The organism is Nocardioides sp. NPDC000445, from assembly GCF_040300245.1.
Lineage (GTDB): Bacteria > Actinomycetota > Actinomycetes > Propionibacteriales > Nocardioidaceae > Nocardioides.
In genome coordinates this window covers 63,714-90,520 of sequence record NZ_JBEPDH010000017.1, presented here as the reverse complement: position 1 = coordinate 90,520, position 26,807 = coordinate 63,714, and the positions used below count along the sequence as shown (strand labels likewise).

General features: G+C 67.7%; 24 protein-coding genes. 17 read left to right on the top strand and 7 right to left on the bottom strand.

Features of this window, described 5'->3' with window-relative positions; translation table 11 throughout:
- Positions 1-265: 265 nt before the first annotated feature.
- The 12 genes from ABT304_RS21780 to ABT304_RS21725 all read left to right on the top strand — a co-directional run bounded on the left by ABT304_RS21780 (position 266) and on the right by ABT304_RS21725 (position 15,452).
- Positions 266-1,807, top strand: coding sequence for a flavin-containing monooxygenase (locus ABT304_RS21780; RefSeq protein WP_350718373.1), 1,542 nt, complete (start codon positions 266-268; stop codon positions 1,805-1,807).
- On the top strand, positions 1,800-2,738 hold the full coding sequence (locus tag ABT304_RS21775; RefSeq protein WP_350718371.1) for an alpha/beta fold hydrolase: 939 nt from the start codon (positions 1,800-1,802) through the stop codon (positions 2,736-2,738). The genes ABT304_RS21780 and ABT304_RS21775 overlap by 8 nt, the downstream gene beginning before the upstream one ends.
- Positions 2,722-4,107 carry a flavin monoamine oxidase family protein gene (locus ABT304_RS21770; protein ID WP_350718369.1) on the top strand — a complete coding sequence of 462 codons (1,386 nt, stop codon included), beginning with the start codon at positions 2,722-2,724 and terminating at the stop codon, positions 4,105-4,107. The genes ABT304_RS21775 and ABT304_RS21770 overlap by 17 nt, the downstream gene beginning before the upstream one ends.
- A 37-nt stretch (positions 4,108-4,144) precedes the next feature.
- Complete coding sequence (locus ABT304_RS21765) at positions 4,145-5,380, top strand: PucR family transcriptional regulator (RefSeq protein ID WP_350718368.1); 1,236 nt, start codon at positions 4,145-4,147, stop codon at positions 5,378-5,380.
- Between the two features lie 197 nt (positions 5,381-5,577).
- Positions 5,578-6,966: a flavin monoamine oxidase family protein gene (locus ABT304_RS21760; protein WP_350718367.1), complete on the top strand. Its 1,389-nt coding sequence runs from the start codon at positions 5,578-5,580 to the stop codon at positions 6,964-6,966.
- 32 nt (positions 6,967-6,998) lie between these two features.
- A complete protein-coding gene (locus tag ABT304_RS21755) occupies positions 6,999-8,246 on the top strand; it encodes a PucR family transcriptional regulator (protein ID WP_350718365.1) in 1,248 nt (415 codons plus the stop codon).
- 188 nt (positions 8,247-8,434) lie between these two features.
- Positions 8,435-9,880 (top strand): MFS transporter, encoded by a 1,446-nt coding sequence (locus ABT304_RS21750; RefSeq protein WP_350718363.1) that lies wholly within the window; start codon positions 8,435-8,437, stop codon positions 9,878-9,880.
- Positions 9,881-10,095: 215 nt separating this feature from the next.
- A complete protein-coding gene (locus ABT304_RS21745) occupies positions 10,096-10,689 on the top strand; it encodes a hypothetical protein (RefSeq protein WP_350718361.1) in 594 nt (197 codons plus the stop codon).
- A gap of 1 nt (position 10,690) precedes the next feature.
- Entirely contained in the window at positions 10,691-12,052 is a 1,362-nt protein-coding gene (locus ABT304_RS21740) for a glutamine synthetase family protein (protein WP_350718359.1), read from the top strand.
- Entirely contained in the window at positions 12,049-13,155 is a 1,107-nt protein-coding gene (locus ABT304_RS21735; protein ID WP_350718357.1) for a Zn-dependent alcohol dehydrogenase, read from the top strand. Before ABT304_RS21740 ends, ABT304_RS21735 begins: the two co-directional genes overlap by 4 nt.
- Before the next feature lies 1 nt (position 13,156).
- The gene (locus tag ABT304_RS21730) at positions 13,157-13,936 is read left to right on the top strand and encodes a gamma-glutamyl-gamma-aminobutyrate hydrolase family protein (RefSeq protein WP_350718355.1); all 780 of its coding nucleotides are present in this window, start codon (positions 13,157-13,159) and stop codon (positions 13,934-13,936) included.
- Between the two features lie 13 nt (positions 13,937-13,949).
- A complete protein-coding gene (locus ABT304_RS21725) occupies positions 13,950-15,452 on the top strand; it encodes an aldehyde dehydrogenase family protein (RefSeq protein WP_350718353.1) in 1,503 nt (500 codons plus the stop codon).
- 51 nt (positions 15,453-15,503) lie between these two features.
- Here the strand turns inward: ABT304_RS21725 and ABT304_RS21720 are convergent, their stop codons facing one another.
- Positions 15,504-16,445, bottom strand: coding sequence for an alpha/beta hydrolase (locus ABT304_RS21720; RefSeq protein WP_350718352.1), 942 nt, complete (start codon positions 16,443-16,445; stop codon positions 15,504-15,506).
- 104 nt (positions 16,446-16,549) lie between these two features.
- Here ABT304_RS21720 and ABT304_RS21715 point away from each other — a divergent pair, with 104 nt between their 5' ends.
- The 4 genes from ABT304_RS21715 to ABT304_RS21700 all read left to right on the top strand — a co-directional run bounded on the left by ABT304_RS21715 (position 16,550) and on the right by ABT304_RS21700 (position 20,328).
- Complete coding sequence (locus ABT304_RS21715; protein WP_350718350.1) at positions 16,550-17,422, top strand: phytanoyl-CoA dioxygenase family protein; 873 nt, start codon at positions 16,550-16,552, stop codon at positions 17,420-17,422.
- A gap of 25 nt (positions 17,423-17,447) precedes the next feature.
- The gene (locus tag ABT304_RS21710) at positions 17,448-18,704 is read left to right on the top strand and encodes an aspartate aminotransferase family protein (protein WP_350718348.1); all 1,257 of its coding nucleotides are present in this window, start codon (positions 17,448-17,450) and stop codon (positions 18,702-18,704) included.
- Positions 18,705-18,733: 29 nt separating this feature from the next.
- Positions 18,734-19,645, top strand: coding sequence for a phytanoyl-CoA dioxygenase family protein (locus tag ABT304_RS21705; RefSeq protein ID WP_350718347.1), 912 nt, complete (start codon positions 18,734-18,736; stop codon positions 19,643-19,645).
- 155 nt (positions 19,646-19,800) lie between these two features.
- The gene (locus ABT304_RS21700; protein ID WP_350718345.1) at positions 19,801-20,328 is read left to right on the top strand and encodes a TetR/AcrR family transcriptional regulator; all 528 of its coding nucleotides are present in this window, start codon (positions 19,801-19,803) and stop codon (positions 20,326-20,328) included.
- A 77-nt stretch (positions 20,329-20,405) separates the two neighbouring features.
- On the opposite strand, the gene ABT304_RS21695 is transcribed toward ABT304_RS21700, so the two are convergent.
- The 4 genes from ABT304_RS21695 to ABT304_RS21680 form a co-directional block, all read right to left on the bottom strand.
- The gene (locus ABT304_RS21695) at positions 20,406-21,314 is read right to left on the bottom strand and encodes an NAD(P)-dependent oxidoreductase (RefSeq protein ID WP_350718344.1); all 909 of its coding nucleotides are present in this window, start codon (positions 21,312-21,314) and stop codon (positions 20,406-20,408) included.
- A 94-nt stretch (positions 21,315-21,408) separates the two neighbouring features.
- Positions 21,409-22,179, bottom strand: coding sequence for an SDR family NAD(P)-dependent oxidoreductase (locus ABT304_RS21690; RefSeq protein WP_350718342.1), 771 nt, complete (start codon positions 22,177-22,179; stop codon positions 21,409-21,411).
- A 12-nt stretch (positions 22,180-22,191) separates the two neighbouring features.
- A complete protein-coding gene (locus tag ABT304_RS21685) occupies positions 22,192-23,397 on the bottom strand; it encodes an acyl-CoA dehydrogenase family protein (RefSeq protein ID WP_350718340.1) in 1,206 nt (401 codons plus the stop codon).
- A 10-nt stretch (positions 23,398-23,407) separates the two neighbouring features.
- Positions 23,408-24,430, bottom strand: a complete 1,023-nt coding sequence (locus ABT304_RS21680) for a phosphotransferase family protein (protein ID WP_350718338.1) — start codon at positions 24,428-24,430, stop codon at positions 23,408-23,410.
- 83 nt (positions 24,431-24,513) lie between these two features.
- On the opposite strand from ABT304_RS21680, the gene ABT304_RS21675 reads away from it, so the two are divergent.
- Positions 24,514-25,338 (top strand): TetR-type transcription factor C-terminal domain-containing protein, encoded by an 825-nt coding sequence (locus ABT304_RS21675; RefSeq protein WP_350718336.1) that lies wholly within the window; start codon positions 24,514-24,516, stop codon positions 25,336-25,338.
- 627 nt (positions 25,339-25,965) lie between these two features.
- On the opposite strand, the gene ABT304_RS21670 is transcribed toward ABT304_RS21675, so the two are convergent.
- A complete protein-coding gene (locus ABT304_RS21670; protein WP_350718334.1) occupies positions 25,966-26,166 on the bottom strand; it encodes a hypothetical protein in 201 nt (66 codons plus the stop codon).
- Positions 26,167-26,319: 153 nt separating this feature from the next.
- The gene (locus tag ABT304_RS21665) at positions 26,320-26,739 is read right to left on the bottom strand and encodes a hypothetical protein (protein ID WP_350718332.1); all 420 of its coding nucleotides are present in this window, start codon (positions 26,737-26,739) and stop codon (positions 26,320-26,322) included.
- Positions 26,740-26,807 lie beyond the last annotated feature (68 nt).

The window sequence follows — 26,807 nt, the reverse complement described above, 5'->3', positions numbered from 1 at the left end:
CGGATGAGAGCGGTCGGGGCGTGGCATGGCCAACACAGTCAGATCTCGTCTGCGGCGTGCTCATCCGACTTGATCAGATGATCGAGTGTGTGTTGCGACACATCGCATGTCAATGGCGTGATCCGTGTCCGTACGACATCTGTCCCAGGTCGGTGCACAGTGCACTCGCGCTGACGGAAGCAGGTGCGGACTGTCGTTGTGACCTACGTCATCGACCGTGAGAGTGAATGGGAGCGGTATTCGGAACAGCGAGGAGTTGACCGTCATGACAACTGAGGTGTCGAAGGCAGTCGAGGAGTTCGACGTCATCATCATCGGCGCGGGAATCTCCGGGATCGGAGCCGCGACCTATTTCAGCCGGGAGCTCCCCGGCAAGTCCGTCGCGGTCCTGGAGGGCCGCGACAACATCGGTGGTACGTGGGACCTCTTCCGCTACCCGGGCATCCGCTCGGACTCCGACCTGCACACCTTCGGGTACGAGTTCAAGCCGTGGCTGCACGAGAACGCCATCGCTGACGCCCACCTCATCAAGGACTATCTCCGCGAGACCGTCGAGGAGAACGGCCTCGGCGGGCTGATCCGGTACCGCCACCGCGTGGTCAAGGCAGAATGGTCGACCGAGGACGTCCGCTGGACGCTGACAGTGCAGGTCGCCGGCTCCGATGGCGCGATCTCCATGAAGACGGTCCGCACCTGCTGGGTCTTCGCCGCCACCGGCTACTACCGGTACGACGAGGGCTACTCGCCCGAGTTCGCCGGCCACGAGGACTTCGGTGGCACCGTGGTTCACCCGCAGCACTGGCCCGAGGCCCTCGACTACAGCGGCAAGAGGGTCGTCATCATCGGCAGCGGCGCGACTGCGGTCACGATGGTGCCGGCGATGCTCAAGGGCGACGGCGCGGCGGAGCACGTGACGATGCTGCAGCGCACGCCGACGTACATCATGTCCATGCCTCGTGTCGACGGTCTTGCGCTCGCGCTCACCAAGCTGCTGGGCGAGAAGCGCGGCTACGCCGCCACCCGGTTCAAGAACATCTGGATGGAGCGCGCCGTCGTCAAGTGGCTGCGCGCCTTTCCGAAGGCCGGCCGGCGATTCATCCGGCGCGAGAACCTCAAGCGGCTCCCCGAGGGCTTCGACGTCGACAAGCACTTCAACCCGCCGTACAACCCGTGGGACCAGCGGCTCTGCCTGGCGCCCGACGGTGACTTCTTCGATGTCATCAAGGCCGGAGACGCCTCGGTCGTCACCGACAAGATCGATCGGTTCACCAAGACCGGCATCCTGCTCGAGTCCGGCGAGGAGCTGGAGGCCGACATCATCGTCACCGCCACCGGTCTCAACATGCAGCTCTTCGGGGGCATGCCCATCGCGGTCGACGGCAAGGACGTCGACATCACCAAGTCCTACGCCTACCGCGGCATGCTCCTCAGTGGCATCCCGAACTGGGCGATGGCGATCGGTTACACGACCTCGTCGTGGACGCTGAAGGTCAGCCTGATGTGTCGCTACTTCATCGACCTCGTCAAGCACATGGACGCCCGCGGCCACGAATATGCTGTGCCGCTCGCCGAGCAGGGTCTCGAGTCCCGACCTGTGATGGACCTCCAGTCGGGGTACGCCCAGCGCGGCGCGAAGCATCTGCCGAAGCAAGGGCCGTCGGCGCCGTGGCGGATGGCGATGTCCTACCAGGAGGACGCCAAGGCGCTGCGCGGCCCGGTGTTCGACGAGCATCTGAGGTTCGGCGCCGGCCGACGTACGCCGCAGGAGTCGCAGGAGTCGCAGGAGCGGAGGCCGGCCAATGCGTGAGTCGAGCCTGTCCGGAGGCGGGGATCAGTTCGCTCAGCTCGCGTCGGGGATGAGGATCTGTTTCCGCGACAGCGGCACGGCGACCGACCCGGCGATCCTGCTGGTGGCCGGACTGGGGGAGGACCAGACGTTCTGGGGCGAGTCCTTCGTCGGGTCGCTGGTCGATCGCGGCTACCGGGTGATCACGATGGACAACCGCGACGTCGGCCGGTCGACCTTCGTGGCGACCCCGCCGCCGGCCGTCTGGCGGCAGGTCCTCGCCCGTCCCCGTCAGGACGCCTACTCACTGGCCGACATGGCCCAGGACTGCGTCGGCGTTCTCGACCACCTGGGCATCGACCGGGCGCATCTGGTCGGACGGTCCATGGGCGGCATGATCGCCCAGACGATCGCCGCCACCGAGCCACAGCGTGTCCTGTCGCTGACGTCGATCTACTCGACGACCGGCTCGACCAAGGTCGGTCAGCCGGCGAGGTCGACGATCCGACTCCTCGTCGTCGCCCCTGATGCGAAGACACGTACCGACGCGGTGCGTGGCCACCTGCGGATCACCCAGCACATCGCCGGGACCGACTACCCCATCGACGACGCGGCGGAGGCGATCCTCGCCGCCCGGGGATGGGATCGCAGCGCGGGCGACCCGGCCGCGGGCGTCGCCCGGCAGATCGAGGCGATCCAGCGTTCCGGTGATCGCACCGCCCAGCTGCGTACGATCATGGCGCCCACGCTCGTCATCCATGGTGACCGCGACCTGATGGTGGCTCCGAGCGGCGGCGTCGCCACCGCGGAGGCGATCCCCACGGCGCAGCACGTCGTGATCCCCGGGATGGGGCATCACATCCCGGAAGGCCTTGTCGAACCGATCACCCGATACATCTCGGGACACGCGGATCGGGTCGGCGCTGGGGGCAACCATGTCGAGATCCCATGAGGGCGGGAACGAGGTCACATCCGTCGATGTCGTGATCGTCGGGGCCGGCTTCGCAGGCTTGAGCGCCGCCGAGCGGTTGTCGAGCATGGGCGCCTCGGTCCTGGTGCTGGAGGGTCGCGATCGGGTCGGTGGGCGTTCCTTCTCCGGCGAGGTCGCCGGAATCGAGGTCGACCTCGGAGCGACATGGGTCTCTGGGCGGCACGCCGCGATCCGCGACCTCGCCGCGCGAGTTGGATGCACGACGACCAGGCAGGCCGCCACGGGTCGCAACGTCTTGTGGATGGGAGGCTGGCGTCGCATCTACGAAGGCACGACTCCCTCGGTCTCGCCCGTCGGCATGATCGACATGGCCCGTGTGCAAGCGGCGCTCGAGAAGCTGGTGGACGGCATCAACGTCGACGCTGTGTGGGAGTCCCCGAACGCCGCCGCGCTCGACGCGATCTCCTTCGGTGAGTGGCTCGACCAGAATCGGGCACTGCCCAACACCCGCGCGTTGATGACCGTGGTCAGCAAGGTTCAGTGGGGCTGCAGCCCTGGCGACGTGTCGCTGCTGCACGTGCTTCGCTACATCCGTGCCGCAGGTGGGATCGACCACATGCTGGGTATCGACGGAGGGCAGCAGGACCGCATCACCGAGACCACGCAGGAGATCGCGCGGCGGCTCGCCGCGCGGCTCGGGGACCGGGTGCTCGTCGACACGCCTGTGCGTCGCATCACCCAGGACGAGAACGGCGTCACCGTCTTCTCAGGCTCGGCCACCTTCCGTGCCCGGTACGCCCTGGTCACCGCCGCCCCCGCGCACCTAGCTGACATCACGTTCGAACCCGCCCTGCCTGTCTCGGAGGACGGACTCGCGACAACGTGGCGTATGGGAGCCTTGAGCAAGGCGCTCATCGCCTACCACAAGCCTTTCTGGCGGGTCCACGGGTTCTCGGGCGAGGCGGTGACCGATACCGGGCCGGCGTTCATGACCGTCGATGTCTCACCCGCTGATGGGGGTCTGGGCGTCTTGATGGCTCATTGCGACCCCCGTGGGTTCGACGGTTCCACCCCGGAGATCCGACGAAGCCGCGTCGTGCAGCAGCTGGTCGACTTGTTCGGTCCGCAGGCGAGCACGCCTGTCGACTACGTCGACCACTGCTGGGGCACGGAAACGTTCGCTCCGGGAGGACCGAGTCCCGCGGCGACGCCCCGCGCGACGATGAGCCACGCCCGCACTCTCACCGAGCCTCTCGGACGCATCGAATGGGCCGGCGCGGAAACGGCGGGCGAGTGGGCCGGATGCATGAACGGTGCGGTCCTCTCGGGTCAGGGTGCCGCCGAGCGGGTCGCCGGCCGACTTCGGCTCCAGGAAGGAGCCCTCGCCTAGGTCGCCGACCGCGTCTGGTCAGGGCACACTGTCGATCATGGACCAACTGTGGACGCTGCCCACCCCCGAGGTCGCCGATGTGATCCGGTCGGTGTCCCAGCGGCTCGTGGCAGACGCCGATCGGTTGACCGACGCGGTCACGGGCCCCGCGCTCACCGCTCAGAATGATCCGGCGCTCCTCTCGGACGCGTCGCTGACGGCGGAGGACCGCCTGGTCAACCGCTCTGATGTCGTCCAGTGGCTCACCTCGAACATCCAGCACCCGGGCTATCGCGTTGACCCCTACTTCGGGTCCAGGACGAGTGTCTACTTCCGGGACCTCGCTTCTCGGGGCATCGCGCCGGACTTCGTCGCGGGGTGGCGGGTGGGAATCGCCGTCGCCTGGCGCCGGTGGCTCGAGGAGTGTCTGGCGCAGTGTGACGACCCCGCCGTTCTCGTCGGGGTCCTGGACATCGTGGCGCAGTCGATGGTGCAGTACGCCCTCGACTGGTTCGAGGCCCTGCGTGAGGCCAGCGTGTCCTACGCGGTCACCGACGCGGATGCGGAGGCCGTGGCGACGATCCAGCTGATCGCGAGCGGCGCCCCCGTTCCCGACGATTTCGCGGAGATGCGACTCAACTACCGCCTGGCGAGGTGGCACCAGGCGCTCGTGCTGTGGACCGACGACCTCGAGCACGTCGATGCTCTGGAGGAGGCGGTCACGGCCGTACGTTCCACAGAGACGGGACGCACGTCGCTGGTGGCACGGGCGAGCGCGACGTCCCGCTGGGTCTGGCTGTCCGGGCCCGCGGCCCCCGACCTGCATCCCGTCGAGAAGGTCTTGGGGAAGGCCGAGCTGGTCCAGACGGCCGTGGGCCGACCGGGTCACGGTCTGGACGGGTTCAGGTCCAGTCACCAGGACGCACTGGCGGCACAGGCGATGATCATTCGGCTCGCCTCCGACCGTCGCGTCACTGAGTACGCCGACGTCGAGCTCATCGACACCCTGACCAAGGACCGGGCCAGTGCGCAGCGGTTCGTGACCAAGACCCTCGGCCCGTTGGCCGTGGCGGAGGACGTGCTGCGACAGACGCTCCTCACCTACGTCCAGTGCGGCTTCAACACCACTCGGGCCGCCGCCAGCCTGTACGCCCACCGGAACACCGTCGAGCGCCGGGTCTCGCGCGCGAACGAGCTGTCCGTGGTCAAGGTGGAGGACAACCCCACCCATGTGGCCGCAGCCCTCCTGGTGCTGGACGTCGCACCCAACCTCGCCTCGGACGCAACCTCCTAGATCTGGCGCGGCCTCGGTCGCGCGTCCCATCGGACGAACGTAGGTGCGTGGCGCACCTCGGCCGGTGGAAGTAGGTGCGGACTGTCGTTGGGACCGACCTCTTGGGCGGCAACAGTGGAGGCATCGGTATCGGAGACACCGAGCCGACCATCCCGACAACTCAGGACACGCGGACCGCGTGAGCGCAGGAGGAAACCATGTCAAGATCTCGTGAGAACAGCACCGAGCACGCATCCGCCGACGTTGTGATCGTGGGCGCCGGCTTCGCGGGTCTGAGTGCCGCTGAACGACTCTCGAGCCTGGGGGTGTCTGTCCTGGTGGTGGAGGGCCGCGACCGTGTCGGCGGTCGTTCGTTCACGGGAGAGGTCGCCGGTGTCAAGGTCGACCTGGGTGCCACCTGGATCGCCCGGCGGCACACCGCGATCCGTGACCTCGCGGAGCGGGTCGGCTGCACGATGACCGGCCAGTTCGCCGATGGCCGCAACGTCCTGTGGATGGCGGGGAAGCGCCGCACCTACCAGGGCACCATCCCGTCGATCTCGCCGGCCGCGCTCGTCGACATGGCTCGGGTGCAGATGGCCCTGGAGAAGCTGTTGAGCACGATCGACGTCGACGCCGCCTGGACATCCCCGGTTGCTGCCCAGCTCGACAGGATCTCGTTCGGTGAGTGGCTCGACCAGAAGCGGGCGCTGCCGAGCACACGCGCGTTGATGGCGGTCGTCAGCAAGGTGCAGTGGGGGGCCAGCCCGGGTGACGTCTCCCTGCTGCACGCCTTGCGCTACATCCGCTCGGCGGGAGGCCTCGAGCACATGCTCGATGTCGAGGGCGGGCAGCAGGAGGAGCGCGTCTTCGAGACCACCCAGGAGATCGCCGTACGACTGGCCGAACGGCTCGGTGAGAGGGTCGTGCTCGATGCCCCGGTCCGTCGCATCGCGCAGGACGACGAGGGTGTCACCGTCTTCACCGACGCGACCACGATCACCGCCCAGTACGCGATTGCCACCTCGGCACCGGCTCACCGCGCTGACATCGAGTTCGAGCCCGCTCTGCCCGAGGCGTCGGAAGGGCTCACGAGGACGTGGCGCATGGGAGCGCTGAGCAAGGCGTTCGTCGCCTATGAGAAGCCGTTCTGGCGGGCCGAGGGGCTGTCGGGCGAGGCGATCACCGACACGGGGACGGTATTCATCACGTTCGATGTCTCGCCCGGCGAAGACGGACCGGGGATCCTGATGGCCTTCTGCGATCCGCGAGTGTACGACGGGTTCAGCCCGGAGATCCGGCGCAAGCGCGTCGTCGAGCAGCTGGTCGGCCTCTACGGTGCCCAGGCGGAGACGCCCATCGACTACATCGACCACTGCTGGGGCACGGACGACTTCGCTCCTGGCGGCCCCAACCCCGCTGTGGCGCCTTACGCGACGACGTCCTATGCGGGTGCTCTCACGCAGCCGCATGGGCGGGTCGACTGGGCCGGCGTGGAGACGGCGGGGGAATGGGCAGGCACCATGAACGGCGCGGTTCTGACGGGCCTACGCGTCGCGGAGCGTGTCGCGGCTCGGGTCAGGACCGCGGAACGATCCCTCGGATGAGTACGCCCGCCGGCGCTGGATGAGAGGCAGGCATGTCGACCTTGGAGCAGCTGTGGCCCCCGCCGAGCCCAGAGGCTGCGGACGTGATCCGGTCGGTCTGTCAGCAGCATGTGAATGCGATGGATGGGCTGGTCGACATGGTCACGGGCACCGCCCGCACGGCTCAGAACGACCATACGCTCTTCTCCGATGCGGCTCTGGCCCACGAGGACCGGCAGGTCAACCACTCCGATGTCGTGCACTGGCTCACGTCGAACATCCAGCGCCCGGGTTTCCGGGTCGAGCCCTACATCGGGGCACGGACGACCGCCTACATCCACGACCTGGCGTTGCGTGGTCTCGACCCGGACTTCGCCGAAGGCTGGCGGGCAGCTCTCGCGGTGGCCTGGCGCAGGTGGCTGGGGGTGTGCCTGGCACAGTGCACGGACCCGGACCTTCTGGTGGAGGTCCTGCACGTGGCGGCCCAGTCGTTGGTGCAGTACGCCATCGACTGGGCCGCCGCCTTCCGCGAGGCCAGTGTCGTCGCTGACGCGAAGAGCAATGCCAACGCCGTCGCAGTTGCGATGATCCAGATGATCGCGAACGGTGCCTCCATTCCCCAGGACTTCGCCGAGCGGCGCCTGAACTACCGGTTGGCGCGGTGGCATCAGGCCATGGTCCTGTGGACCGACGACCCGCGCCACCTCGACTCCCTCGAGGAAGTCGTCGACGCAGTGCGATCCACGCCGCCGGGGCGAGCCTCCCTGGTCGCACGCGCGAGCACGACGTCGCGCTGGCTGTGGCTGTCGGGAACGGATTCCCCGGATCTGCGCGACGTCGAGACGCTTCTTGTCGAGGCTGACCAGGTCCAGTCAGCGCTCGGGAGGCCCGGATACGCGCTGGAAGACTTCGGGTCGAGCCACCAGGACGCTCTCGCGGCGCAGGCGATGGTCATGCGACTTGGTTCGATGCGCCGCTTCACGGCGTACACGGATGTCGAGCTCATCGACACGTTGACGAAGGATCGTGCGAGTGCGCAGCGGTTCGTCACCAAGACGCTCGGGCCGCTTGCTGAAGCCGACGAGACGTTGCGACAGGCGCTCCTCACCTACGTCCAGAGCGGCTTCAACACGACGCGCACCGCAGCTGCTCTCTACGCTCATCGGAACACCGTCGAGCGCCGGGTCTCGCGGGCCAACGACTTGTCGGTGGTCAAGCTGGAGGACAATCCCACCCACGTGGCAGCGGCTCTTCTGGTGCTGGAGGTCGCGCCCGATCTCGCGGTCACCGATCCCTCCTAGCGGGCGGCGACGGCCTCTGTTGCGGCGCCCGCGCGGTGAGTCGGCGGGCCACGTCAGTCGAAGCGTTCATACGACTGGATCACTTTACTTGATCAAATGATCGCATTGCGATTACGCTTCTGTGACCCACACCACACCGATACGTCGCGGGCAACGTCTTGGTGCTTTCGAAAGAGGAGCGAGAATCGATGACTCAGCTGAATGACACCTTCCAGGGCGCCGATGTCGGCGCAGGCGAGCGCAGTCGACGGGTGGCCTTGATCAGCGTTGCCGCGCTCTTGAGCACGGTGACGATGGCGATCAGCTTCATGCTCGGCCCCCTGCTGCCGTTGATGCAGGCGCAGTACTCGATCGGCGTCTCGGCGGCGACCTGGATCTTCACCGCGTTGGCCCTCGGGAGCGGCGCTGGATTCGTGCTCATCCCGCGTCTGCAGGACGTGGTCCCGGAGCGAGCGGTGTTCCTGGGTTCGGGTGCGGTACTGGTGGTGGGGGCCCTTGCTCCGGCGATCGTGGATTCGTACGCGGCTCTGGTGGTCGGGTCCGCCCTGCTCGGTTTCGGTAGCGCGGCGCAGATGCTGCCGGTCGGGTTCCTGCGTCGGCACCTGTCCGGCAGCTCGATCGCCACCGCCGTCAGCGTGCTGATCATGGCGACCGGCGGCGCTGTCGTCCTGGGCATGGTCGGGAGCGGCCTTGCCGTCAGGTACCTGTCGCTCTCGGCGTTCTTCTACGTCTTGGCCGCATCGTTCCTCGTCACCACCGTCGCGCTGTTGATCACCGTGCCCGCGTCGCGGCCCGCGTCCTCGGCGAAGATCGGTGTGTTCGGGACGGCGTGGTTGATCGCGTGGGTCGCTGTGGTGCTTCTCGCCGTCTCGCAGGTCAGCGTCTGGAGCAGGACCGTCTGCTTCGCGTTGTTCGCTGCCGGCATCGCTCTGGGTATCGCCTGGGCGGTGTCGCAGCGCAACTCGCCGACCGCCGTGTTCGACCTCAGCATGCTCAAGCGGCCGTTCACGACGACCGCGTTCGTCGCGTCCTTCTTGATCGGCGCAATCGACGCTGCCTTTGTCCTCCTGGTCAGCTACTACACCCAGACTCCCGCGGAGGTGGGCTACGGCCTGGGGATGGACGCGCTGGGCACCAGCCTTCTCATGATCCCGTTCGCGCTCACCATGCTCATCAGCGGGAAGGTGGCCGAGAGAGCCATTCAGCAAGGTCGGCCGGCGTTCATCCTCGCCGGTGGTGCTCTTGTCTGCGCGATCGGACTCGCCTGGATGGTCTTCGCGCACGACCACGCGTGGCAGTACCTCATCGGTTCGGGTCTCGTCGGGCTCGGCAGCCGTGCTGGGTACAGTGGAGCGTTTGCGATCCCGCAGCTGGTCGTGAGTGAGGAGAAGGCGGGGATGGCGGCCGGCATCCCCGGGACGATCATGATGATCGGGGCGGCATTCGGTGCGGCCGTGATCACGCTGATCCTCTCGTCGGCCTATGTTCCGGGGATCCCGGGGCTTCCTGAGGGCTACCTCTACACGCTCGGGTACGCCGTGAGCCTGCTCTTCCCGCTGGGGATCCTGATCGCGGTCGCGCTCTCCAGCCTGCGGCACCCGGGTGCATTCCAGGCGCTGATCCGCCAGACGTGATCTTCCTGCACTGATTCGGGCGTCAGGCACAGAGCGAAGGAGTACGTAGGCGACGTCGCCTACGTACTCCTTCGTCGTCTACGAGCGAGAGCCAGCGCGGGCACTCGCTGATCCTGTCTATGGCCGTTGACACGGAAAGTGACCCGCGTCATACTTGATCAAACGATCCAGTCGCTTGATCATTGGAGTGAGCTTACTTGAACAGTGCGGCAGAAATGATTGCGACTGAGGCTGACCCAACGCCCCTCGTGCTCTCGCTGGCGCGGACGCTCCGGGCGAGCGTCCGTGTGCCCGAGCTGCGCGATCTGGTCGCGCAGACCAACGGGGAGGTCGCCCTGAAGTCCGTCACGGACGCCCAGGCTGCGACCCTGACGTTCGACGGGACCGGCGTCCACGTCCGTCACGGAGTGGCCTTCGGCGTCGAGCCGGTGGAACTCCACTTCGACCCTGAGTACACAGTCGGTGAGACCGCCGACCCCGTCGGTCAGGCCGCGGCCAAGCTTCTGACCCCGCCGCTCCCGGAGTGGCGTGAGGCAGCCGCCAACTTCTGGGCGGTGAACCGGGGCACCCCGGGCTTCCCTGGGCGCCTGGTCGTCGTCTGCTGGGACGAAGAGGCCCAGGAGGTCCTCGGTGATGGCGACGACAGCTACGAGATCCACGGCTACGGACCGGCTCTCGCGGCGGTTCTCAGTGGTCAGGTCGACTCGTTCCTGATCGCGGTTGCTCTCGGCCTGGTATCGGGCGTCGGGTCGGCGGCCCAGTCATCTGTGATGTGCGGTGCGCACTGGAAGGTTCGGTTCGGTGGTTGATATGCAGAGCTCAGAGATCAGCCAGTGGCTCGCAGACAACGAGATCACGTCCGTCCAGGTCCAGGCCACGAACCTGGACGGGACGTTCGTCGGCAAGACGCTGTCGGTGGAGAAGTTCGTCGGTGGGCTCGACCAGGGCTTCGCCTTTGCCGACGTCGTCTTCGGCAACGACCTGGGCAGCTTCCCGGTTCTAGGAGTCCCGTTCCCGTCGTGGCGCGGTGAGCTGGACGACATCTTCCTCCGGGTCGATCTCGATACGCTGGTCGTGTGGCGTCCCGGCGTCGCGGCCGTGATCGGCGACTTCTGGACCGCGGAGGGTGAGCCAGTCTCCGTGTGCCCGCGCAACCTGCTGCGCAAGGTCGTCGCCCGCTCGACCGAGGCCGGCTACGAAGTCGTGGCCGCGGTCGAGATCGAGGCAACCGTCTTCGAGGAGTCGATCCAGGAGGCCCGCGCCAAGGGCTTCGAGGGGCTGACCCCTTTGGGTGGGACAGCCGGCTCGGCGTACGTGCTCGCCAAGTCCTCCGACTGGCGTGAGTACCTGGAGGCGGTCGAGGCCCGCCTCCGCGAGGTCGGCATCGCCTGGGAGGCGTGGAACGACGAGGCCGCCGCCGGCCAGATCGAGATCAACGTTGCCGTCGGGGAGGTCGTCGATGTCGCCGACCGCTGGGCGCGCACGCGCCAGATCATGCGGGAGGTCGCCTACGACCTGGGTCGCACGGTGACCTTCATGGCGAAGTGGTCCGACGCCTGGGGTCAGGCCTCGCACATCAACATCTCCCTCGCGACCAACGGCGCGAACGCCTTCTACAGCGCGGACGGTCCGTCGCAGACCATGAGCCACTTCATCGGCGGTGTCATGCAGGCGATGCCCGGCACCAGCTCGATCGCGCTGCCGTTCATCACCTCCTACCGCCGGATCGTTCCGCTGGAGGGTCCGCCGACCACCGTCACGTGGGGGCTCCACAACAAGTCGACCGCCATCCGCGCGGTCACCGGCCACCCGGCGTACTCGCGGATCGAGTACCGCCTGCCGGGCTCGGACTCGAACATCTACCTCGTCGCTGCCGCCGTCACCGGCGCCGGTGTCTACGGCATGGAGAACGCAGTGGAGCCGCCGGAGGCGTTCGTCGGCTCTGCCTGGGCGCTCCCGCCGGGCCTGGTCGAGAACATCCCGACGACGATCACCCAGGCGGCCGCGGCGCTCGAGGCCGACAAGGTCCTGCCCGAGGTGCTCGGCGAGGAGTTCGTGACGTACTGGCTGGGGACCCGCCGCTGGGAGTGGCTGGCCTTCCACGCCATGGGTGGCGAACCGGATGTCGGCCTCACGGCCTGGGAGTCCGCCCGATACTTCGAGCTCGCATGAGCAGGCGTATCAAGGCGGCGGTCCTCAACACCGCCCCCGGGCGGCTGGAGATCGAGGAGCTCCTCGTCGATGCTCCCGTTGCGGGCGAGGTGCTGGTCAGGGTCGACCACGCCGGCCTGTGCCACTCCGACCTCCACGAGATCGACGGCACCTTCGAGACGGCCGTACCGATCCTCCTCGGCCACGAGGTCGTCGGCGAGGTCGTCGAGGTCGGGAGCGGCGTCACCGGGTTCGCCCCCGGCGACCGGGTGGTCACCTGCCTGTCGATGTCGTGCGGGTCGTGCTCATACTGCCTCGAAGGTCGCCAGACCCTCTGTGTCAACCGGGGCAGGCTCGCCCAGGAGCGTGAGCGTCCCCGGTTCACCAACCTGCGGGGGGAGGCCGTGCGCCCCACGGCCGGCATCGGCGGCTTCGCCGAGATGACTCTCGTCCACCAGAGCGCCCTCGTGGTGATCCCGGACGACGTCCGGCCGGCGACCGCGAGCATCCTGGGCTGTGCCGTCACCACCGGCATGGGAGCGGTGCTGCACAGCGCCCGGGTCCGTACGGGCCAGAGCGTCGCGGTCATCGGCCTCGGCGGCGTAGGCTTCGCGGCCCTCCAGGCCGCCCGACTGGCCGGCGCCGTGCGCGTGATCGGCATCGACGTGGTGCCCGAAAAGCTCGAGCAGGCGCTCGAGTTCGGCGCCACCGACGTCGTCAACGCCCGCGAGGGTGACGCCGTCGCTGCCGTCCGGAAGCTGTCCGCCGGTGGCGTCGACCACGCCTTCGAGGCGGTGGGTGCCGGCGCGACTGCCAGCCAGGCCTTCGCCATGCTCCGGCCCGGTGGCACGGCCACCGTCATGGGGATGATCCCCGACAGCCACCAGATCGACATCCGTGGGTCGGAGCTCTTCCTGGAGGAGAAGCGTCTGCAGGGGTCGTTCCTCGGATCCAACCACTTCAAGGTCGACATCCCGATGTACGCCGAGTTCAACCGGCTCGGCGTGCTCCGGCTAGACGACCTGGTGACGGCGGCGTTCGACCTGGAGACCATCAACGAGGGCTTCGACGCACTTGCGTCGGGCCATGAGATCCGCGTCGTGGCGCGGATCGGAGGACATTGATATGAAGCCACTCATCGGCATCACCGGCCGGTTGCTGACGTTAGGCATGATGGACAAGACCTCGCCGAGGTTCCGCGACCGGCAGATCTCGACCTACTTCGCCGACTTCGCCGAGGGCGTAGCCCGGGCCGGTGGCATCCCGGTCGAGCTGCCGTGGAGCGTCGAGGCGACCGAGGTCGTCGAGCGATTGGACGGCCTGGTCATCACCGGTGGTCAGGACGTGCACCCCTCCCGTTGGGGCGGTCAGGCCACCGTGGACCCCGACGTCGACCCGCGCTGGTCGCACGATGCCCACGACCTGGGTCGCGACGCGTACGAAGCGGCACTCATCGAGGCCGCTATCGCGGCGGGGATCCCGCTGCTGGGCATCTGCCGAGGTCACCAGCTCCTCAACGTGGTCCGGGGCGGCACCCTCATCGAGCACCTCGAGGACGACGGTCCGATCATCCACTCGACGGGCAACGCTGCTCCGTCGGCGGGTGACCCCGGGCACGTCGTCGAGTTCGTCGAGGGCTCGTGGGTCCACGCGATCTACGGACCGCGTCGTCAGACCAACTCCTGGCACCACCAGGCCGTCGACCGCCCCGGAGAGGGACTGGTCGTGACCGGTCGCACCGCCGACGGCGTCGTGGAGTCCATCGCCCTCGAGGGCCTTCCGGTGCTGGGTGTCCAGTGGCACCCCGAGTGGTCGGTCGAGCCCGACCCCGCCTTCGACTGGCTCGTCGAACAGTCCACGCAGCTCGCTGCCGGCCGCGCTCGGCTCGCCCCCCAGAACGCTTGAGGAGAGATCTCAGATGACCACCACGACAACCAGCGCCCTCACCACGCTCCAGGACTGGCTCGACCTCCGCGACCAGACCTCGCTACCCGAGGCGATGTGGATCGACGGTACGTGGGACAGGGGATCGGGCAAGACCCTTCCGCTCACCAGCCCGCGTGACGGTGCCGTCATCGCGAACGTCGCCAGCGCCGACGCCAGTGACGTCGACCGCGCCGTGCGCGGCGCACGCCAGGCGTTCGAGAGCGGCGTCTGGTCGCGCATCGAGCCGCGCGAGCGTGCCGATGTGCTGATCAAGTGGGCCGACCTGCTCGATCAGAACCGTGATGAGCTCGCCCTGCTGCTCGCCCTCGAGATGGGCAAGCCGGTCTCGGTCGCGTGGAACGTCGAGCTGCGCACCGCGCCCAACACGATCCGCTGGTACGGCGAGCTTGCCGACAAGCTGTACGACGAGGCTCCGCGTGGTCGCAACGGTGCGGTGGCACTGGTCACCCGTGAGCCGCTCGGCGTCGTCGGTGCCATCACGCCGTGGAACTTCCCGATGACGCTGGCGATGTTCAAGATCCCGGCGGCGCTCGCCTCCGGCAACAGCATCGTCGTCAAGCCGGCCACCCAGACACCGCTGTCGCTGCTCCGTGCCGTCGAGCTCTCCGCCGAGGCGGGGCTCCCGGCCGGCGTACTCCAGGTCGTGACCGGCAACGGCTCGGTCGTCGGTTCGGCGATCGCCCTGCACCACGACGTCGACGCCCTGACGTTCACCGGCTCCACCGAGATCGGCAAGAAGCTGCTGACGTACGCGGGGGAGTCCAATGCCAAGCCGGTCTCGCTCGAGCTCGGTGGCAAGTCGCCCAACATCGTCTTCCCCGACGCCCCTGACCTCGACGAGGCGGCCAGGATGGCGGCGTGGGCTATCTCGTTCAACAGCGGTCAGATGTGCACGGCCGGTTCCCGTCTGGTCGTCCACGAGGACATCCGTGACGCCTTCGTGGCGCGGGTCGTCACGCACCTCGAGGAGCACGTGATCGGCGACCCGCTCGACCCGGCGACCACCATGGGCCCGATGGCGTACGCCGCCCATCGCGACGACGTGCTCGCCGAGGTCGGCAAGGCCATCGCCGACGGAGCGACGCTCGTGCTGGGGTCCGACGAGAAGCGGGAGGGCGGGCTCTACGTCAACCCCGTCGTCTTCACCGACGTCGATCCCGACAGCCGCCTGGCTCAGCACGAGATCTTCGGTCCCGTGCTGGCAGTCCACACCTTCCGCACGGAGGAGGAGGCGATCGAGATCGCCAACAACTCCGACTTCGGGCTCGGGTCGGCGATCTGGACCAGCGACCTCAGCCGTGCGCACCGGCTTTCGCGGCAGATCAAGGCCGGCATGGTCTGGGTCAACTGCTACGAGGAAGGCGACAGCTCGGTCCCGTTCGGAGGCCGGAACCTGTCCGGTCACGGCGCGGACCGTAGCGTCCACGGCCTCGAGAAGTACACGACTCTCAAGACCACCTGGATCGAGATCTGAGGACCTCGTGTGATGAGGGAGGGGCCCGGTGACGGGGCCCCTTCCATCGGTTCAGCCCGCGAACGCGGTGCGCAGCCGCACGCACGCCTCCGCAACCGCCTCGCGCGCCTTCGTGTAGACCTCCACCTCGGTGAAGAAGCCGTGGAACACCCCGGCGTACCGCTTCCGGGTGACGCTGACGCCGTCGGCGGCGAGCCGGGCGGCGTACGCCTCGGCATCGTCCCGGAGCGGGTCGACCTCGGCGGTGATGATGTGGGCGGGCGCCAGGCCTCGGAGGGTCGTCGCGCGCATCGGGTTGGCGAGCACGTCCTGGGGGTAGCCGACCGTGCCGAGGTACTGGTCGCGGAACCACAGCGCGTCCTCGCGGCCGAGCAGGGGAGCGTCGGCGAAGTCGGACCACGACGGGCGGGAGAAGGTGTCGTCGACGGCGGGATAGGCGAGCAGCTGCATCACCGGCTGCGGACGGCCCTCCTCGCGCAGCGCCAGACAGAGCGATGCCGCCAGGCCGCCTCCTGCGGAGTCACCCGCCACCGCGATCCGGGCCGGGTCGACACCGAGACGCAGCGCGTCGTCGAGGAGCCAGGCGTACGCCGCGCGGACGTCGTCGAGCGCGGCAGGGTATGGGTGCTCGGGAGCAAGCCGGTACTCCACCGAGAACACCGCGCACCCGGCTTGCGCGGCGATGCGGCGACACAGCTCGTCGACGCCGTCGAGGCTGCCGACGGTGAACCCGCCGCCGTGCAGGTAGAGCACGGCCGGCAGCGAGGCTCTCTCCTCGGGGCGGTACTCGCGGATCCGCACGGCCGGCTCACCGGTGTGGTGGTCGCGCACCGTCGCGATCGGGGTCAGCCGCGGCGGCGGCTGCGGGGCCGCGAAAGCGCGCACGCCCTCGAGCCCGAGCGTGTGCAGCGGCGTCGGCAGGGCAACGGCCAGCACTTGGGCCATCCGTGCGGACTCCTCGTCGAGAAGGGCGGTCCAGAGGGTCCGGTTCATGGCGACTCCAGGGGTTCGTCAGGGCGGGAAGAGGGTGTTCCACCTCACATGATCAGATGATACAGTCGTTTGAACAACTCGTGACCACAGCTAGGAGCATGTCCATGACCGTCACCCCTGATGTCGCCTCGTTGCAGTCCGTCCCGCGGGGCACGCCGGTCGAGGAGATCCTCGAGATCGTGGCGCGCGACGGAGGCGTGATCCTCAAGAACTTCCTGAGCAAGGACCAGATCGACCGGTTCAACGCCGACGTCGAGCCGGCGATGCAGGCGCTCGCGCCGGGGTCGACCCACGAGAACGAGATCGTCGCCGCGTTCCACGGCAGCAACACCAAGCGACTCACCAACCTGGTCACGCTCAGCCCGACCTTCCGCGACGAGATCATCAACCACGATCTGGTCCACGACCTCTGCGACGCGACGTTCCTCGAGGAGTCCGGAACCTACTGGATGACCACCGCCCAGGTGATCGAGATCGGTCCCGGCAACGACGCCCAGTTCCTCCACCGCGACCTCGAGAACTGGCACCCCTTCGTCGGGCTGGGCAAGAACGGCCCGGAGGTCTGCGTCAACTTCCTGATCGCGTTCACCGACTTCACCGAGGAGAACGGCGCCACCCGCGTCATCCCCGGGAGCAACCACTGGGACGACTTCGAGGACCGCGGCACCCCGGAGGACACGGTCCCGGCGGTGATGCAGGCCGGCGACGCGCTGTTCTTCAGCGGCAAGACCGCGCACGGTGGTGGCGCGAACAAGACCGCCGACGAGTACCGTCGTGCCGTCGCCTTCGCGTTCAACCCGGGCTTCCTCACCGGCGAGGAGGCCTACCCGTTCCTCGTCGACCGCGACCTCGCCACGACCCTGGCCCCGCGCGTCCAGCGCATCCTCGGCTTCCGCTCGCAGTACCCGGTCGGTTCCGCCGGCCTGTGGCAGGTCGATTACGCCGAGCTCGGTGACTACCTCGGCCTCGACGGCTGAGTCGGACATTCGGAGAAGGAGCGTCATGGCGCTGGAGAGTTCACGCATCGCCTTCGAGCGGGCCCGTCGCAGCATCGGCAACGGGGTGGGGTCGGGCATGAGGGCCGCGATGCGTCCTCACCCTTTGTTCGTCCGAGAGGCGCGGGGCGCCTACGTCTGGGACCTCGACGGCGACCGGTACACCGACTACGTGATGGCGTGGGGTCCGCTGGTCCTCGGCCACAGCGACCCGCGGGTCGTGGAGCCGGTGCGGGAGGTCGCCGCGCGGATGCAGGTCATCGGCACCAGCCACGAGCAGGAGTACCTCGCCGCCGAGGCGGTGTTGGAGGCCGTCCCCCAGGGCGAGCGGCTGGTCTGGAGCAACACCGGCACCGAGGCGGTACAGGTGGCGCTGCGGCTCGCCCGTGCGGCGACCGGTCGCCACCGGATCCTGAAGTTCGCCCGCAGCTACCACGGCTGGCACGACTCGGTCTACGCCGGCCTCGAGGAGGCCGACAGTGGCCGGCCCGCCGTACCGGCGAGCAAGGGGCAGAGCCCGACCGGTCTCGACGACCTGGTCGTGGCGCGGTTCAACGACGTCGCCATGGCCGAGCGACTGCTGGCCGAGGCCGCCGAACGCGACATCGCTGCCGTCCTCGTCGACCCGATCGTCAGCAACGGTGGCGTCGAGGCGCCGCTGCCGGAGTTCCTGCCGGCTCTCCGTGCGCTCTGCGACAAGTACGGCGTCGTCCTGATCTTCGACGAGGTCATCACCGGCTTCCGGATCGCCCGCGGTGGCGCGGCGGAGAAGTACGGCGTCCTTCCGGACCTCTCGGTCTTCGGCAAGGCGATCGCGGGCGGGTTCACCCAGAGTGCCGTCATCGGTCGTGCCGACCTCGTCGACCAGGTCGGTGCGGGTGTCGTCCACGCCGGCACGTTCAACGCCAACCCGATCGCCATGGCCGCCGTGACCGCGACCATGGGCGTGCTCGCGGACCCGTCGGTCTACGAGCGTCTCGAGGCCGTCTCCGAGCAGTTCGAGGCCACCATCGGAAAGGTGCTCGCCGACACGCCCGGCGGTGGAAGCCTCAACCGGGTCGGCTCGCTCCTCCAGTACGTCCCCGAGGGCGGCGCCACCGGGATCCACGGCACGGGCGGCCTGTGGAACGACATCCTCGACGGGATGCTGCGGCGCGGCTTCCTGTTCATGCCCTCCGGGAAGGTCTTCCTCTCCGCCGTCCACTCGGCTGACGACGTCGATGCGACCGCCGAGGCGCTCGCTGCCGTCCTGAACCACAACTGAGCACGCATTCCCGTACGAAAGGCAGTGTCATGACCACCCTCACCACCCTCGACGCCACGGCGTCGCTCGAGGACGCGATCGCCGTCGTCGAGCGCGACGGCGGCGTCATCCTGAAGGACTTCTTCGACGCCCGGACCGTGGCCGAGCTGCGCAGTGACATCGACGCCGCGATGGCCGCCACGCCCTGGGGCCAGGACGACTTCTCCGGTCACAAGACCAAGCGTCTCTACGGCATCTTCCAGCACACCAAGCACGCGGCGACGGCCGTTCGTCACCCGCACTATGCGGGCATCGCCAGCCACTTCCTCGAGGTTCCGCAGAAGGGCTTCTTCGGCGAGCACGAGCTCGAGCTCACGCCGAACTACACCGTCGGGGTCAGCTCGATCATCGACATCCACCCGGGTGAGGGCGCGCAGCCGCTGCACCGCGACGACGGAGTCTGGCAGTGGCGCCACCCCGAGGGCTACCGCCAGGCACGGGTCCAGATCATGGTGGCTGTCACCGACTTCACCGCCGAGAACGGCGGCACCATGGTGGTGCCCGGAAGCCACAAGTGGGACGACAGCCGTGGTCCGCGCACCGATGAGGCGATCCCGACCGAGATGAGTGCCGGATCGGCCCTGATCTGGGTCGGCGGCACGTTCCACGGCGGCGGCACGAACTCTTCCGACAGCAACCGGATCGGCCTGACGATCGGCCTCGACCTGGGCTTCCTCCGCCAGGAGGAGAATGCCTACCTGACGTACGCGCCCGAGGTCGTGAAGGGATTCGACGAGGACATCCAGCGGCTCCTCGGCTGGTCGGTCTGCGCTCCCGGCACCGGCTTCGTCGAGCACCAGGGCACCATGGCCGACCCGATCTTCCTGCTCAAGGAGGAGGGTGCCGAAGTGACCAACTCGTTCGCCCAGTTCGATGATGCCGCGTCGGCGGTGAAGGCCTGACTCACTCCTTCCTCGACCGCCCCATGGTTCGAATGAGTATGTGCTCGCTCTGCTGCTAGTCTTTACTTGTTCAATTGACTGAGTCGAGTCCGCTTGGAGGAGTCGTGGCGCACGTTCCCACAGAAGTTCGACGCCGGCAGTTCATCGATGCCGCTGTGACTGTCATTGCTCGGGTGGGAGTCGATGGAGCGACGACACGGCGCATCGCAGAGGAGGCGGGGGCGCCGCTGGCGACCCTCCACTACTGCTTCCAGACCAAGGAGAACCTCCTCTGGGCTGTGTTCGAGCAGTTGGCCGAGCTCACGCGCGCCGACCTCAAGGAACATGCTGACTTCCAAGGGCAGCCCGTGGCGGCGATGGCCGCGCTTGTGCTGGAGGACTCGATCCGGTGGGCCATCGACAACCCCGCCGCCAACAAGACCCAGATCGAGATCTGGCTGTGGGCGGAGCGCAATGACCCGGAGTTCGCGGTTCGGGTGTACGGGATGTTCATCGATGCCTGGAAGGGATTCCTCCGCGGTGCGGAGACGCCTCTTCCGGAGGACCAGCTCGAGACGGTGACCAGGGTCGTCGTCTCCTTGGTCGATGGGCTGTGCATGCAGCTGATCACTCACGGCGACGAGAAGCTGGTCCTACGCGAGCTCGAGACTGCCCAGGCGATGCTCAAGGCGTTCCTCGGCTGAGGCGTTCAGCCTTCCCCCAGGTGCGGGCAACGCGTTTCTCGGGTTTGTGCCCGCGCGCCCGCAACCGTTGTGGCGGGTCAGGATCGGAGCGTGACCACGGCCGCAAGGTCCTCGTCTCCGAGGCCCGCGTCGACCGCATCTCTCAGCACCGTTGCGGTGCTCTTGATCATGGGGGCGTCGCCCTGTTCGTTCAGGGTCACGGCGAAAGTGGCAGCGGCATCGGCATAGACGTTGAGAGTCGCCTCTTCCGTGGAGAAGTCGTCAGCTGCGATGCGGCTGAGGATGTGCTTGACCTGGGTATCGAGTACGGACACCGAGTACGCGCTCAGGGTGGACAGCACGTCGTGGGAGACGCCGAACCTGTTCATGAAGCGGGTGGCTTCGGCGAACGCCACCAGGCTCGAGATGTAGAAGGCGCCGGTCAGGGCGGCGTCGATGGCGTTTGCCGCACTCGGGTCCGTGCCCACGTACATCGATGATCCCGCGAGGTCGCAGATGGCCGCCTTGTTGGCGCTCCACAGACCTTCGTCGCCGGCCACCATGATGCGAGCATCCTCGGTGCCCATCTGCTCGGGGTAGGCGCCGATCGCCGCATCGAGGTACTTGACCCCGTGCGCCTGCGCCCAGTCCTGCAACGCGCGCGCGTCCTGGGTGGTCCCGCTGGTCACGTTGAGGATCGTGGAGCCCGTGAGCCGTTCGGGAGCCACCGTGTCCAAGAGGCTCCGAACGTCGTCGGTCGATCCCAGGCAGAGGATCGCCAAAGGCGCCTCGGTGAGTGCCTTCTCGGCGGATGTCCGCACCTCGGCGCCGTCGGGGGCGAGGGCCTCGGCTCGTTCGGTGGTGCGGTTCCACACGATCACCCGGCGCCCGGACGCGAGAAGCGCCCGGGCCATGGCGGAGCCCATGTTTCCGCATCCGAGGACGGCGACGTCGCGGGTGCTTGGTGGGGGAGGGGGCGTCGCAACTCGATCATTTGATTCAGTCATATGGACGAGTCTGATGACGTGAAAGTGGGCTGTCAAGCAATCTGCTTGAAACCGCTCCGCGTCTGTGTCGATGCCCAGCCGTGGCTATGTCGGCTCAGACGATGGCGCTCAGGCCTCCGTCTATGGTCAGGGAGCCGCCGGTCATATAGGAGGAGGCGGGTGTGGCCAGGAAGAGGAGTGCGGAGTCGAGCTCCTCTTGCTCGCCGAAGCGTCCCAGGATGCTGTTGTCCGCGACCATGTCGCGGAGGAGGTGGCCGCCTTCGGCGTCAGTGATCTCGCTGGCGAAGTAGCCGGGCGAGAGCGCGTTGACGCGGATCCCGCGGCGTCGGGACCATTGCTGGGCCAGGTCTCTGGTGAGGCCGAGGACTCCGGCCTTGCTGGCTGCATAGTGGGCCTGCGGAAACCGGGAGGCGACGTGGCCGAGGACGCTGGCGATGTTGACGATGGAGGACCCCTCGGGCATGTGAGGTGCGCACGCGTGCGCCATCCAGTAGGTCCCGGTGAGGTTGACGTCGATGACCTGGGTGAAGACGTCGGGGCTTTCGCGCAGGGCCGGGGCCGCCGGTCCGATACCGGCGTTATTGATGAGCACGTCGATGCGTCCGAACTCGGCGACGGTCGCGGCGGCGAGTGCCTGGCAGTCCTGTTGCACGGAGACGTCGGTGCGGTGGGTGAGCACGGTCGTGCCGCCGGCGCGTAGTTCTTCGGCGAGCGCGGTGAGGCGGTCCTCGCGACGGGCGGCGAGGACCACGGTGGCGCCGACGGCCGCGGTGGCGCGGGCGAATCCGACGCCAAGTCCGGAGCTTGCTCCGGTGATGAGGACGATCTTGTCGTCGAGACGGAAGCGTTGAAGTGGGTGTTGCATCGGGACTCCGGTTCAGCCTGTGTAGGGAGGGGTGCGCTTGAGCTCCTGGCGGGCGATCGTGCGTCGGTGGACGGCGTCGGGGCCGTCGACGATACGCAGCACACGTGCCCAGGCGTAGAAGCCGGCCAGCATGGTGTCGTCGGAGACTCCCATCGCTCCGAAGACCTCGATGGCGCGGTCGATGACAGCCAGTGCGACGGCAGGGGCCGCGACCTTGATCTCGGAGATCTCGGCCTTGGCCCCCTTGGCGCCGTGCCGGTCGATCAGCCACGCGGCCTTGTAGACCAGCAGCCGGACCTGGTCGATCTCGATGCGGGAGTTGGCGATCATGTCCTGCACGTTGGCGAACTCGGCCAGGTGCTGCCCGAAGGCGATGCGGGACCTGGCGCGGTCGACCATCAGGGCCAGTGCCCTCTCGGCCATCCCGATCGCGCGCATGGCGTGGTGGATGCGGCCTGGACCGAGTCGTGCCTGGGCGATCGCGAACCCATCGCCCTCGCCGGCGAGTCGATTGGTGACTGGAACCCGCACATCGTCGAACCGGAGCTGTGAGTGGCCGTGTTGGTCCTGGTAGCCGAAGACCGGCAGGTGCCGCTCGATGGTGAGGCCCGGTGTGTCGCGATGCACCAGCACCATCGACTGCTGGCGGTGCGTCTCGGCGCCCGGGTCGGTCTTGCCCATCACGATGAAGATCTCGCACCGCTCGTCGGCGACACCGGTGATCCACCACTTGCGGCCGTTGATGACGTACTCGTCGCCGTCGCGCTCGATCGAGGTGGTGATGTTGGTGGCGTCCGAGGACGCGACATCAGGCTCGGTCATCGCGAACGCGGAGCGGATGTGTCCGCCGAGCAGCGGTTCGAGCCACCGCTTGCGCTGGTCCTCGGTGGCGAAGAGTTCGAGGGTCTCCATGTTGCCGGTGTCGGGGGCTTGGCAGTTGATGGCTTCGGGAGCGATCACGGGTGACCAGCCCGAGATCTCGGCGACAGCGGCGTACTCGAGGTTGGACATGCCCGAGAGCTTGGGCAGGAAGAGGTTCCACAGGCCCCGTCGCCTGGCCTCGATCTTGAGTTCCTCGAGCACCGGCGGGGTGCTGTGCTCACCGTGTTCGGCAAGGTAGGCCGCCCACGTGGGCTCAGCGGGGAAGACATGCTCGCGCATGAAGTCCCACATGTTGTCGCAGGCCTCCTGGGCCCTGGCTGAGGGTGCGAAGTCCATGACTGTCTCCTTAGATGTGTTCGAGGCCGGTCTGAGCCAGGCCGAGAATCTCGTCGTCGAGGTTGCCGAAGTCCTGCCCGCCCATCGCGCCGGCGGCAGAGCGCGCCGCCACGCCTTGGGCGATGACGGCGAACTTGAAGTGGGCGAAGGCCTGGTAGAAGCCCATGTCGGAGAGGTCGGCGCCAGAAGCAGCGGCATACCTTTCGAGCAGGTCGCCGCGGTCGGGAAAGCCGGGCAGGTGCGTGACGCCCGGAATGAGGCTCAGCTCGCTGTCAGCAGCGCTGCGCCAGTAAAGCGACAGCAGCCCGAGGTCGGTCAGCGGATCGCCCAGCGTGGAGAGCTCCCAGTCGAGGACGGCGTTGATTCTCGCCGGGTCCCCGGTGTCGTAGAGGACGTTGTCGATGCGGAAATCGCCGTGCACGATCGTGCTCCGCTCCTGGCCGGGTACGCCGGCCGCCAAACGGCGCGCGAGCTCGTCGATCTCGGCGACATCGTGAGTGCGAGACGCCTCCCACTGTCCCGTCCAGCGCCGGACCTGGCGCTCCATGAACCCGGCGGGTCGGCCGTAGTCGCCGAGGCCGACCTCCTCCTGGTCGACCGAGTGCAGGGCGACGAGGGTGTCGACGAAGCTGAAGGCCATCTGCTTCCGCTCGGCGGGGGACTCCGCGTACCCGGGGGGCAGCTCGGCCCGGATGATGTGGCCCGGGACCTTGTCCATCACGTAGCACTGGACGCCGATCAGCTCACCCTCGTCGTGCAGGACGATCCGCGCCACCGGAACATCGGTGTCGGCCAGGCTTGACTGCACCCGGACCTCGCGCGCCATGTCGTGAGCTGTGGGCAGCAGCTCTCCGGTGGGTGGCCGCCGCAGGATCAGCTGGCCCGCGGCGCTGGTCAGCGTGAAGGTCAGGTTGGACTTGCCGCCGCTGATGAGCTCGGCCGTGGCCTCCAACCATTCCTCGTCCCCGGTGGCCGCGACCAGCGCGGGTCCGAGCCGGCAGAGCCGGACCAGGTCATCGGTGTCGAGCGCCATGGTTCCTCCGATCTGACTGAACTAGACCGAATGATCGTACGGTCTTGTTCGCCAAAGGGGAAGTTCGGGTTAGGATGTTCGGTGTGACTGAACGAACCGTGGGGTCCGCCGTCAGGAGCGCACGCCTGGCGCAGGGTCTGTCATTGCGGTCGCTGGCCAGCCAGCTGAACCTGAGCCCGGCGACGATGAGCGCGCTCGAGAACGACCGCACGCCCATGACGGTGGCGCGCCTGCATCGGATCGCCGATCTGCTCGATGTCCCCGCAGGCCGGCTCATGCGCGGTGAACCGACCCCGCCTGCCCCGTCCGTGGGACAGTCGGCGGCAGAGGCGAGGGACTGGCGCCGCTATGACGATCTCGAACTCGAACCAGTCCTGGAGGCGGCTGCCCGGCTCTTCGTACGACAGGGTTTCCACGCGACCAGCATGCGTGAGGTCGCGGCCGAGAGCGGGATGAGCGTGGCGGGCATCTACCACCACTATCCGGCCAAGGAGCAGATCCTTCTCGCGTTGCTCGACATCACCATGACCGAGATTCGCTGGCGGCTGCTCGCGGCCCGCGAGGAAGGGGCTGACGCACAGGATGCACTAGCCCTGATGGTCGAGTCGTTGGCCCTCTTCCACGCGGTCCGCGGCGACCTTGCCTTCCTCGGAGCCAGCGAGATGCGCGGCCTTTCGGGAGACGACCTCCACCGGGTCACCGGTCTCCGAGACGAAGTGCAGTATCTGCTGGATGAACAGGCGGCACGCGCCTTCCCGGGCGCGGACGTCCGCACAGCCTGTCGTGCGATCGCCACGATGTGTACGTCGCTGCCGTCATGGTTCAGCGTCGACGGACCACTTTCCGCGGATCAGGTTGCCAAGGAGTATGCGGCGTTCGCCGTGGCGATGCTAGGTAGTGGCGCGTAGCGTTGCTTCGCCTTCAGCGCGAGAACGACAGTGGCCCCTGAACCTGCGAAGTTGCAGGTCAGGGGCCACATGTGTACTAGAACGAATTCTAGATGTCGTAGTAGAGCTCGAACGCCCGAGCGATTAACGGTCGACGCCGGCTGCTCATAGAAGTGCAGGTCAGGGACGATGTGACGGACGGTGAATGGCGGTGGTCGATGTGCGTTGACGGCTCTCCTGCGGAATCTCTGCGGAATCCATGATGAGGCCCGAACCCGGCTGCTCTGCAGCCTACGAGTTCCGGCTCTCGTTGCCTGGGTCGTAGAGGTCACGGCGATCACCGTCGCTCGCTGGACGATGGTCGCCTCGGCCGCGTCGCCCAGGTGTCAGCGGACACGCCAAGATCCCTGTAGGCGGACACGGACTTCCCCGCTGACGGACAGCTGATCTCCCTGTCGCCAGCGATGTCGTGGGGGCGACGCGTTCTCGTGTCGGCCCTGTCCGAACGGCCCCTCCGGGGTTCTGCTCGAGGTCTTCGACTACCAATCGCGCAGGACCACCAGGAGAGGCCGCGTGAAGAAATCTAGTCAGAGAATGGACCCATGCAGGCAGGCGGCAGCACCCGACGGAGTCGGGTAAAGGTGCTGGTCAGGCCGCCGGCGTGAGGGTGACGTAGCCGATGGCTTCGAGTGTGCGGACGGCGCTGCGCTTGACGTTGGCGGTGGAGCGAGTGCGCTCGCCGTGGTCTGGACCGAGGTCATGGAAGCGGGCGTCGGGGTCGCTGAGGAGGGTTCCAGATGATGACGAGGGTGGACCGGCCGACAGCGACGAGGGCTCGGTTGCGGCCACGTCTTCGCGCGATGCGTCTGTAGCGGGCACCGAGGAAGGTACAACGCCGAGGTCAACGCCCACATGATCCAGGTCAACGAGGCCATGGGCTTCGAGCCGGTCGAGTGGCTGTGCAGTATCCAGAAGTAAAGCGCCTGCGCCGGGCGCCGTGCGTCACCGACTGTTGAGCCAGACCACACTCCGAGGATGCCACCACACGCGGAGCATCAGAGCGACTTCGGCGGCCAGCAGCACCATGAGGACGGCAGCGAGAAGGGTGTATTGGGCCGGAGTCTTCTCGAAGAAGTACAGAACCGTCGCAGGAATGGGGGCGGCGGTGCAGAGCGCGGCTACGAGAGTGGGCCATGGTGAGGCAATGGATCGCGGATGACGCCTGGCCCATCGCAGGATCAGCGCGTGCGGGAGTGCGGCCAGCAACGCCAGTCCGGCGATGCCCAGACCGAGGAGTGCGAACAGTTGTTCCCAGCCGTCCGCGCCGATGACGAGCACGAGGATGACCCATCCCGTTGCCAGGGCGGCTACGGACAGGCACCCGATCATGACGGTTGCGGCAACAATGGTGAGCACCTTCACTGTGGGAAGCGTCTCCACAGACGTTGCGGGAGGATCTGGCGGCGCTGGCACGGCCGACACGATAGAGC

Bases quoted from the DNA above. Each gene is read 5' to 3' on its own strand.
- ABT304_RS21715 (WP_350718350.1), top strand. From the start codon at position 16,550: ATGACCGTCACCCCTGATGTCGCCTCGTTGCAGTCCGTCCCGCGGGGC.
- ABT304_RS21775 (WP_350718371.1), top strand. From the start codon at position 1,800: ATGCGTGAGTCGAGCCTGTCCGGAGGCGGGGATCAGTTCGCTCAGCTC.
- ABT304_RS21710 (WP_350718348.1), top strand. From the start codon at position 17,448: ATGGCGCTGGAGAGTTCACGCATCGCCTTCGAGCGGGCCCGTCGCAGC.
- ABT304_RS21755 (WP_350718365.1), top strand. From the start codon at position 6,999: ATGTCGACCTTGGAGCAGCTGTGGCCCCCGCCGAGCCCAGAGGCTGCG.
- ABT304_RS21730 (WP_350718355.1), top strand. From the start codon at position 13,157: ATGAAGCCACTCATCGGCATCACCGGCCGGTTGCTGACGTTAGGCATG.
- ABT304_RS21740 (WP_350718359.1), top strand. From the start codon at position 10,691: ATGCAGAGCTCAGAGATCAGCCAGTGGCTCGCAGACAACGAGATCACG.
- ABT304_RS21725 (WP_350718353.1), top strand. From the start codon at position 13,950: ATGACCACCACGACAACCAGCGCCCTCACCACGCTCCAGGACTGGCTC.
- ABT304_RS21770 (WP_350718369.1), top strand. From the start codon at position 2,722: ATGTCGAGATCCCATGAGGGCGGGAACGAGGTCACATCCGTCGATGTC.
- ABT304_RS21780 (WP_350718373.1), top strand. From the start codon at position 266: ATGACAACTGAGGTGTCGAAGGCAGTCGAGGAGTTCGACGTCATCATC.
- ABT304_RS21690 (WP_350718342.1), bottom strand. From the start codon at position 22,179: ATGCAACACCCACTTCAACGCTTCCGTCTCGACGACAAGATCGTCCTC.
- ABT304_RS21760 (WP_350718367.1), top strand. From the start codon at position 5,578: ATGTCAAGATCTCGTGAGAACAGCACCGAGCACGCATCCGCCGACGTT.
- ABT304_RS21765 (WP_350718368.1), top strand. From the start codon at position 4,145: ATGGACCAACTGTGGACGCTGCCCACCCCCGAGGTCGCCGATGTGATC.
- ABT304_RS21685 (WP_350718340.1), bottom strand. From the start codon at position 23,397: ATGGACTTCGCACCCTCAGCCAGGGCCCAGGAGGCCTGCGACAACATG.
- ABT304_RS21695 (WP_350718344.1), bottom strand. From the start codon at position 21,314: ATGACTGAATCAAATGATCGAGTTGCGACGCCCCCTCCCCCACCAAGC.
- ABT304_RS21750 (WP_350718363.1), top strand. From the start codon at position 8,435: ATGACTCAGCTGAATGACACCTTCCAGGGCGCCGATGTCGGCGCAGGC.
- ABT304_RS21720 (WP_350718352.1), bottom strand. From the start codon at position 16,445: ATGAACCGGACCCTCTGGACCGCCCTTCTCGACGAGGAGTCCGCACGG.
- ABT304_RS21745 (WP_350718361.1), top strand. From the start codon at position 10,096: ATGATTGCGACTGAGGCTGACCCAACGCCCCTCGTGCTCTCGCTGGCG.
- ABT304_RS21735 (WP_350718357.1), top strand. From the start codon at position 12,049: ATGAGCAGGCGTATCAAGGCGGCGGTCCTCAACACCGCCCCCGGGCGG.
- ABT304_RS21705 (WP_350718347.1), top strand. From the start codon at position 18,734: ATGACCACCCTCACCACCCTCGACGCCACGGCGTCGCTCGAGGACGCG.
- ABT304_RS21680 (WP_350718338.1), bottom strand. From the start codon at position 24,430: ATGGCGCTCGACACCGATGACCTGGTCCGGCTCTGCCGGCTCGGACCC.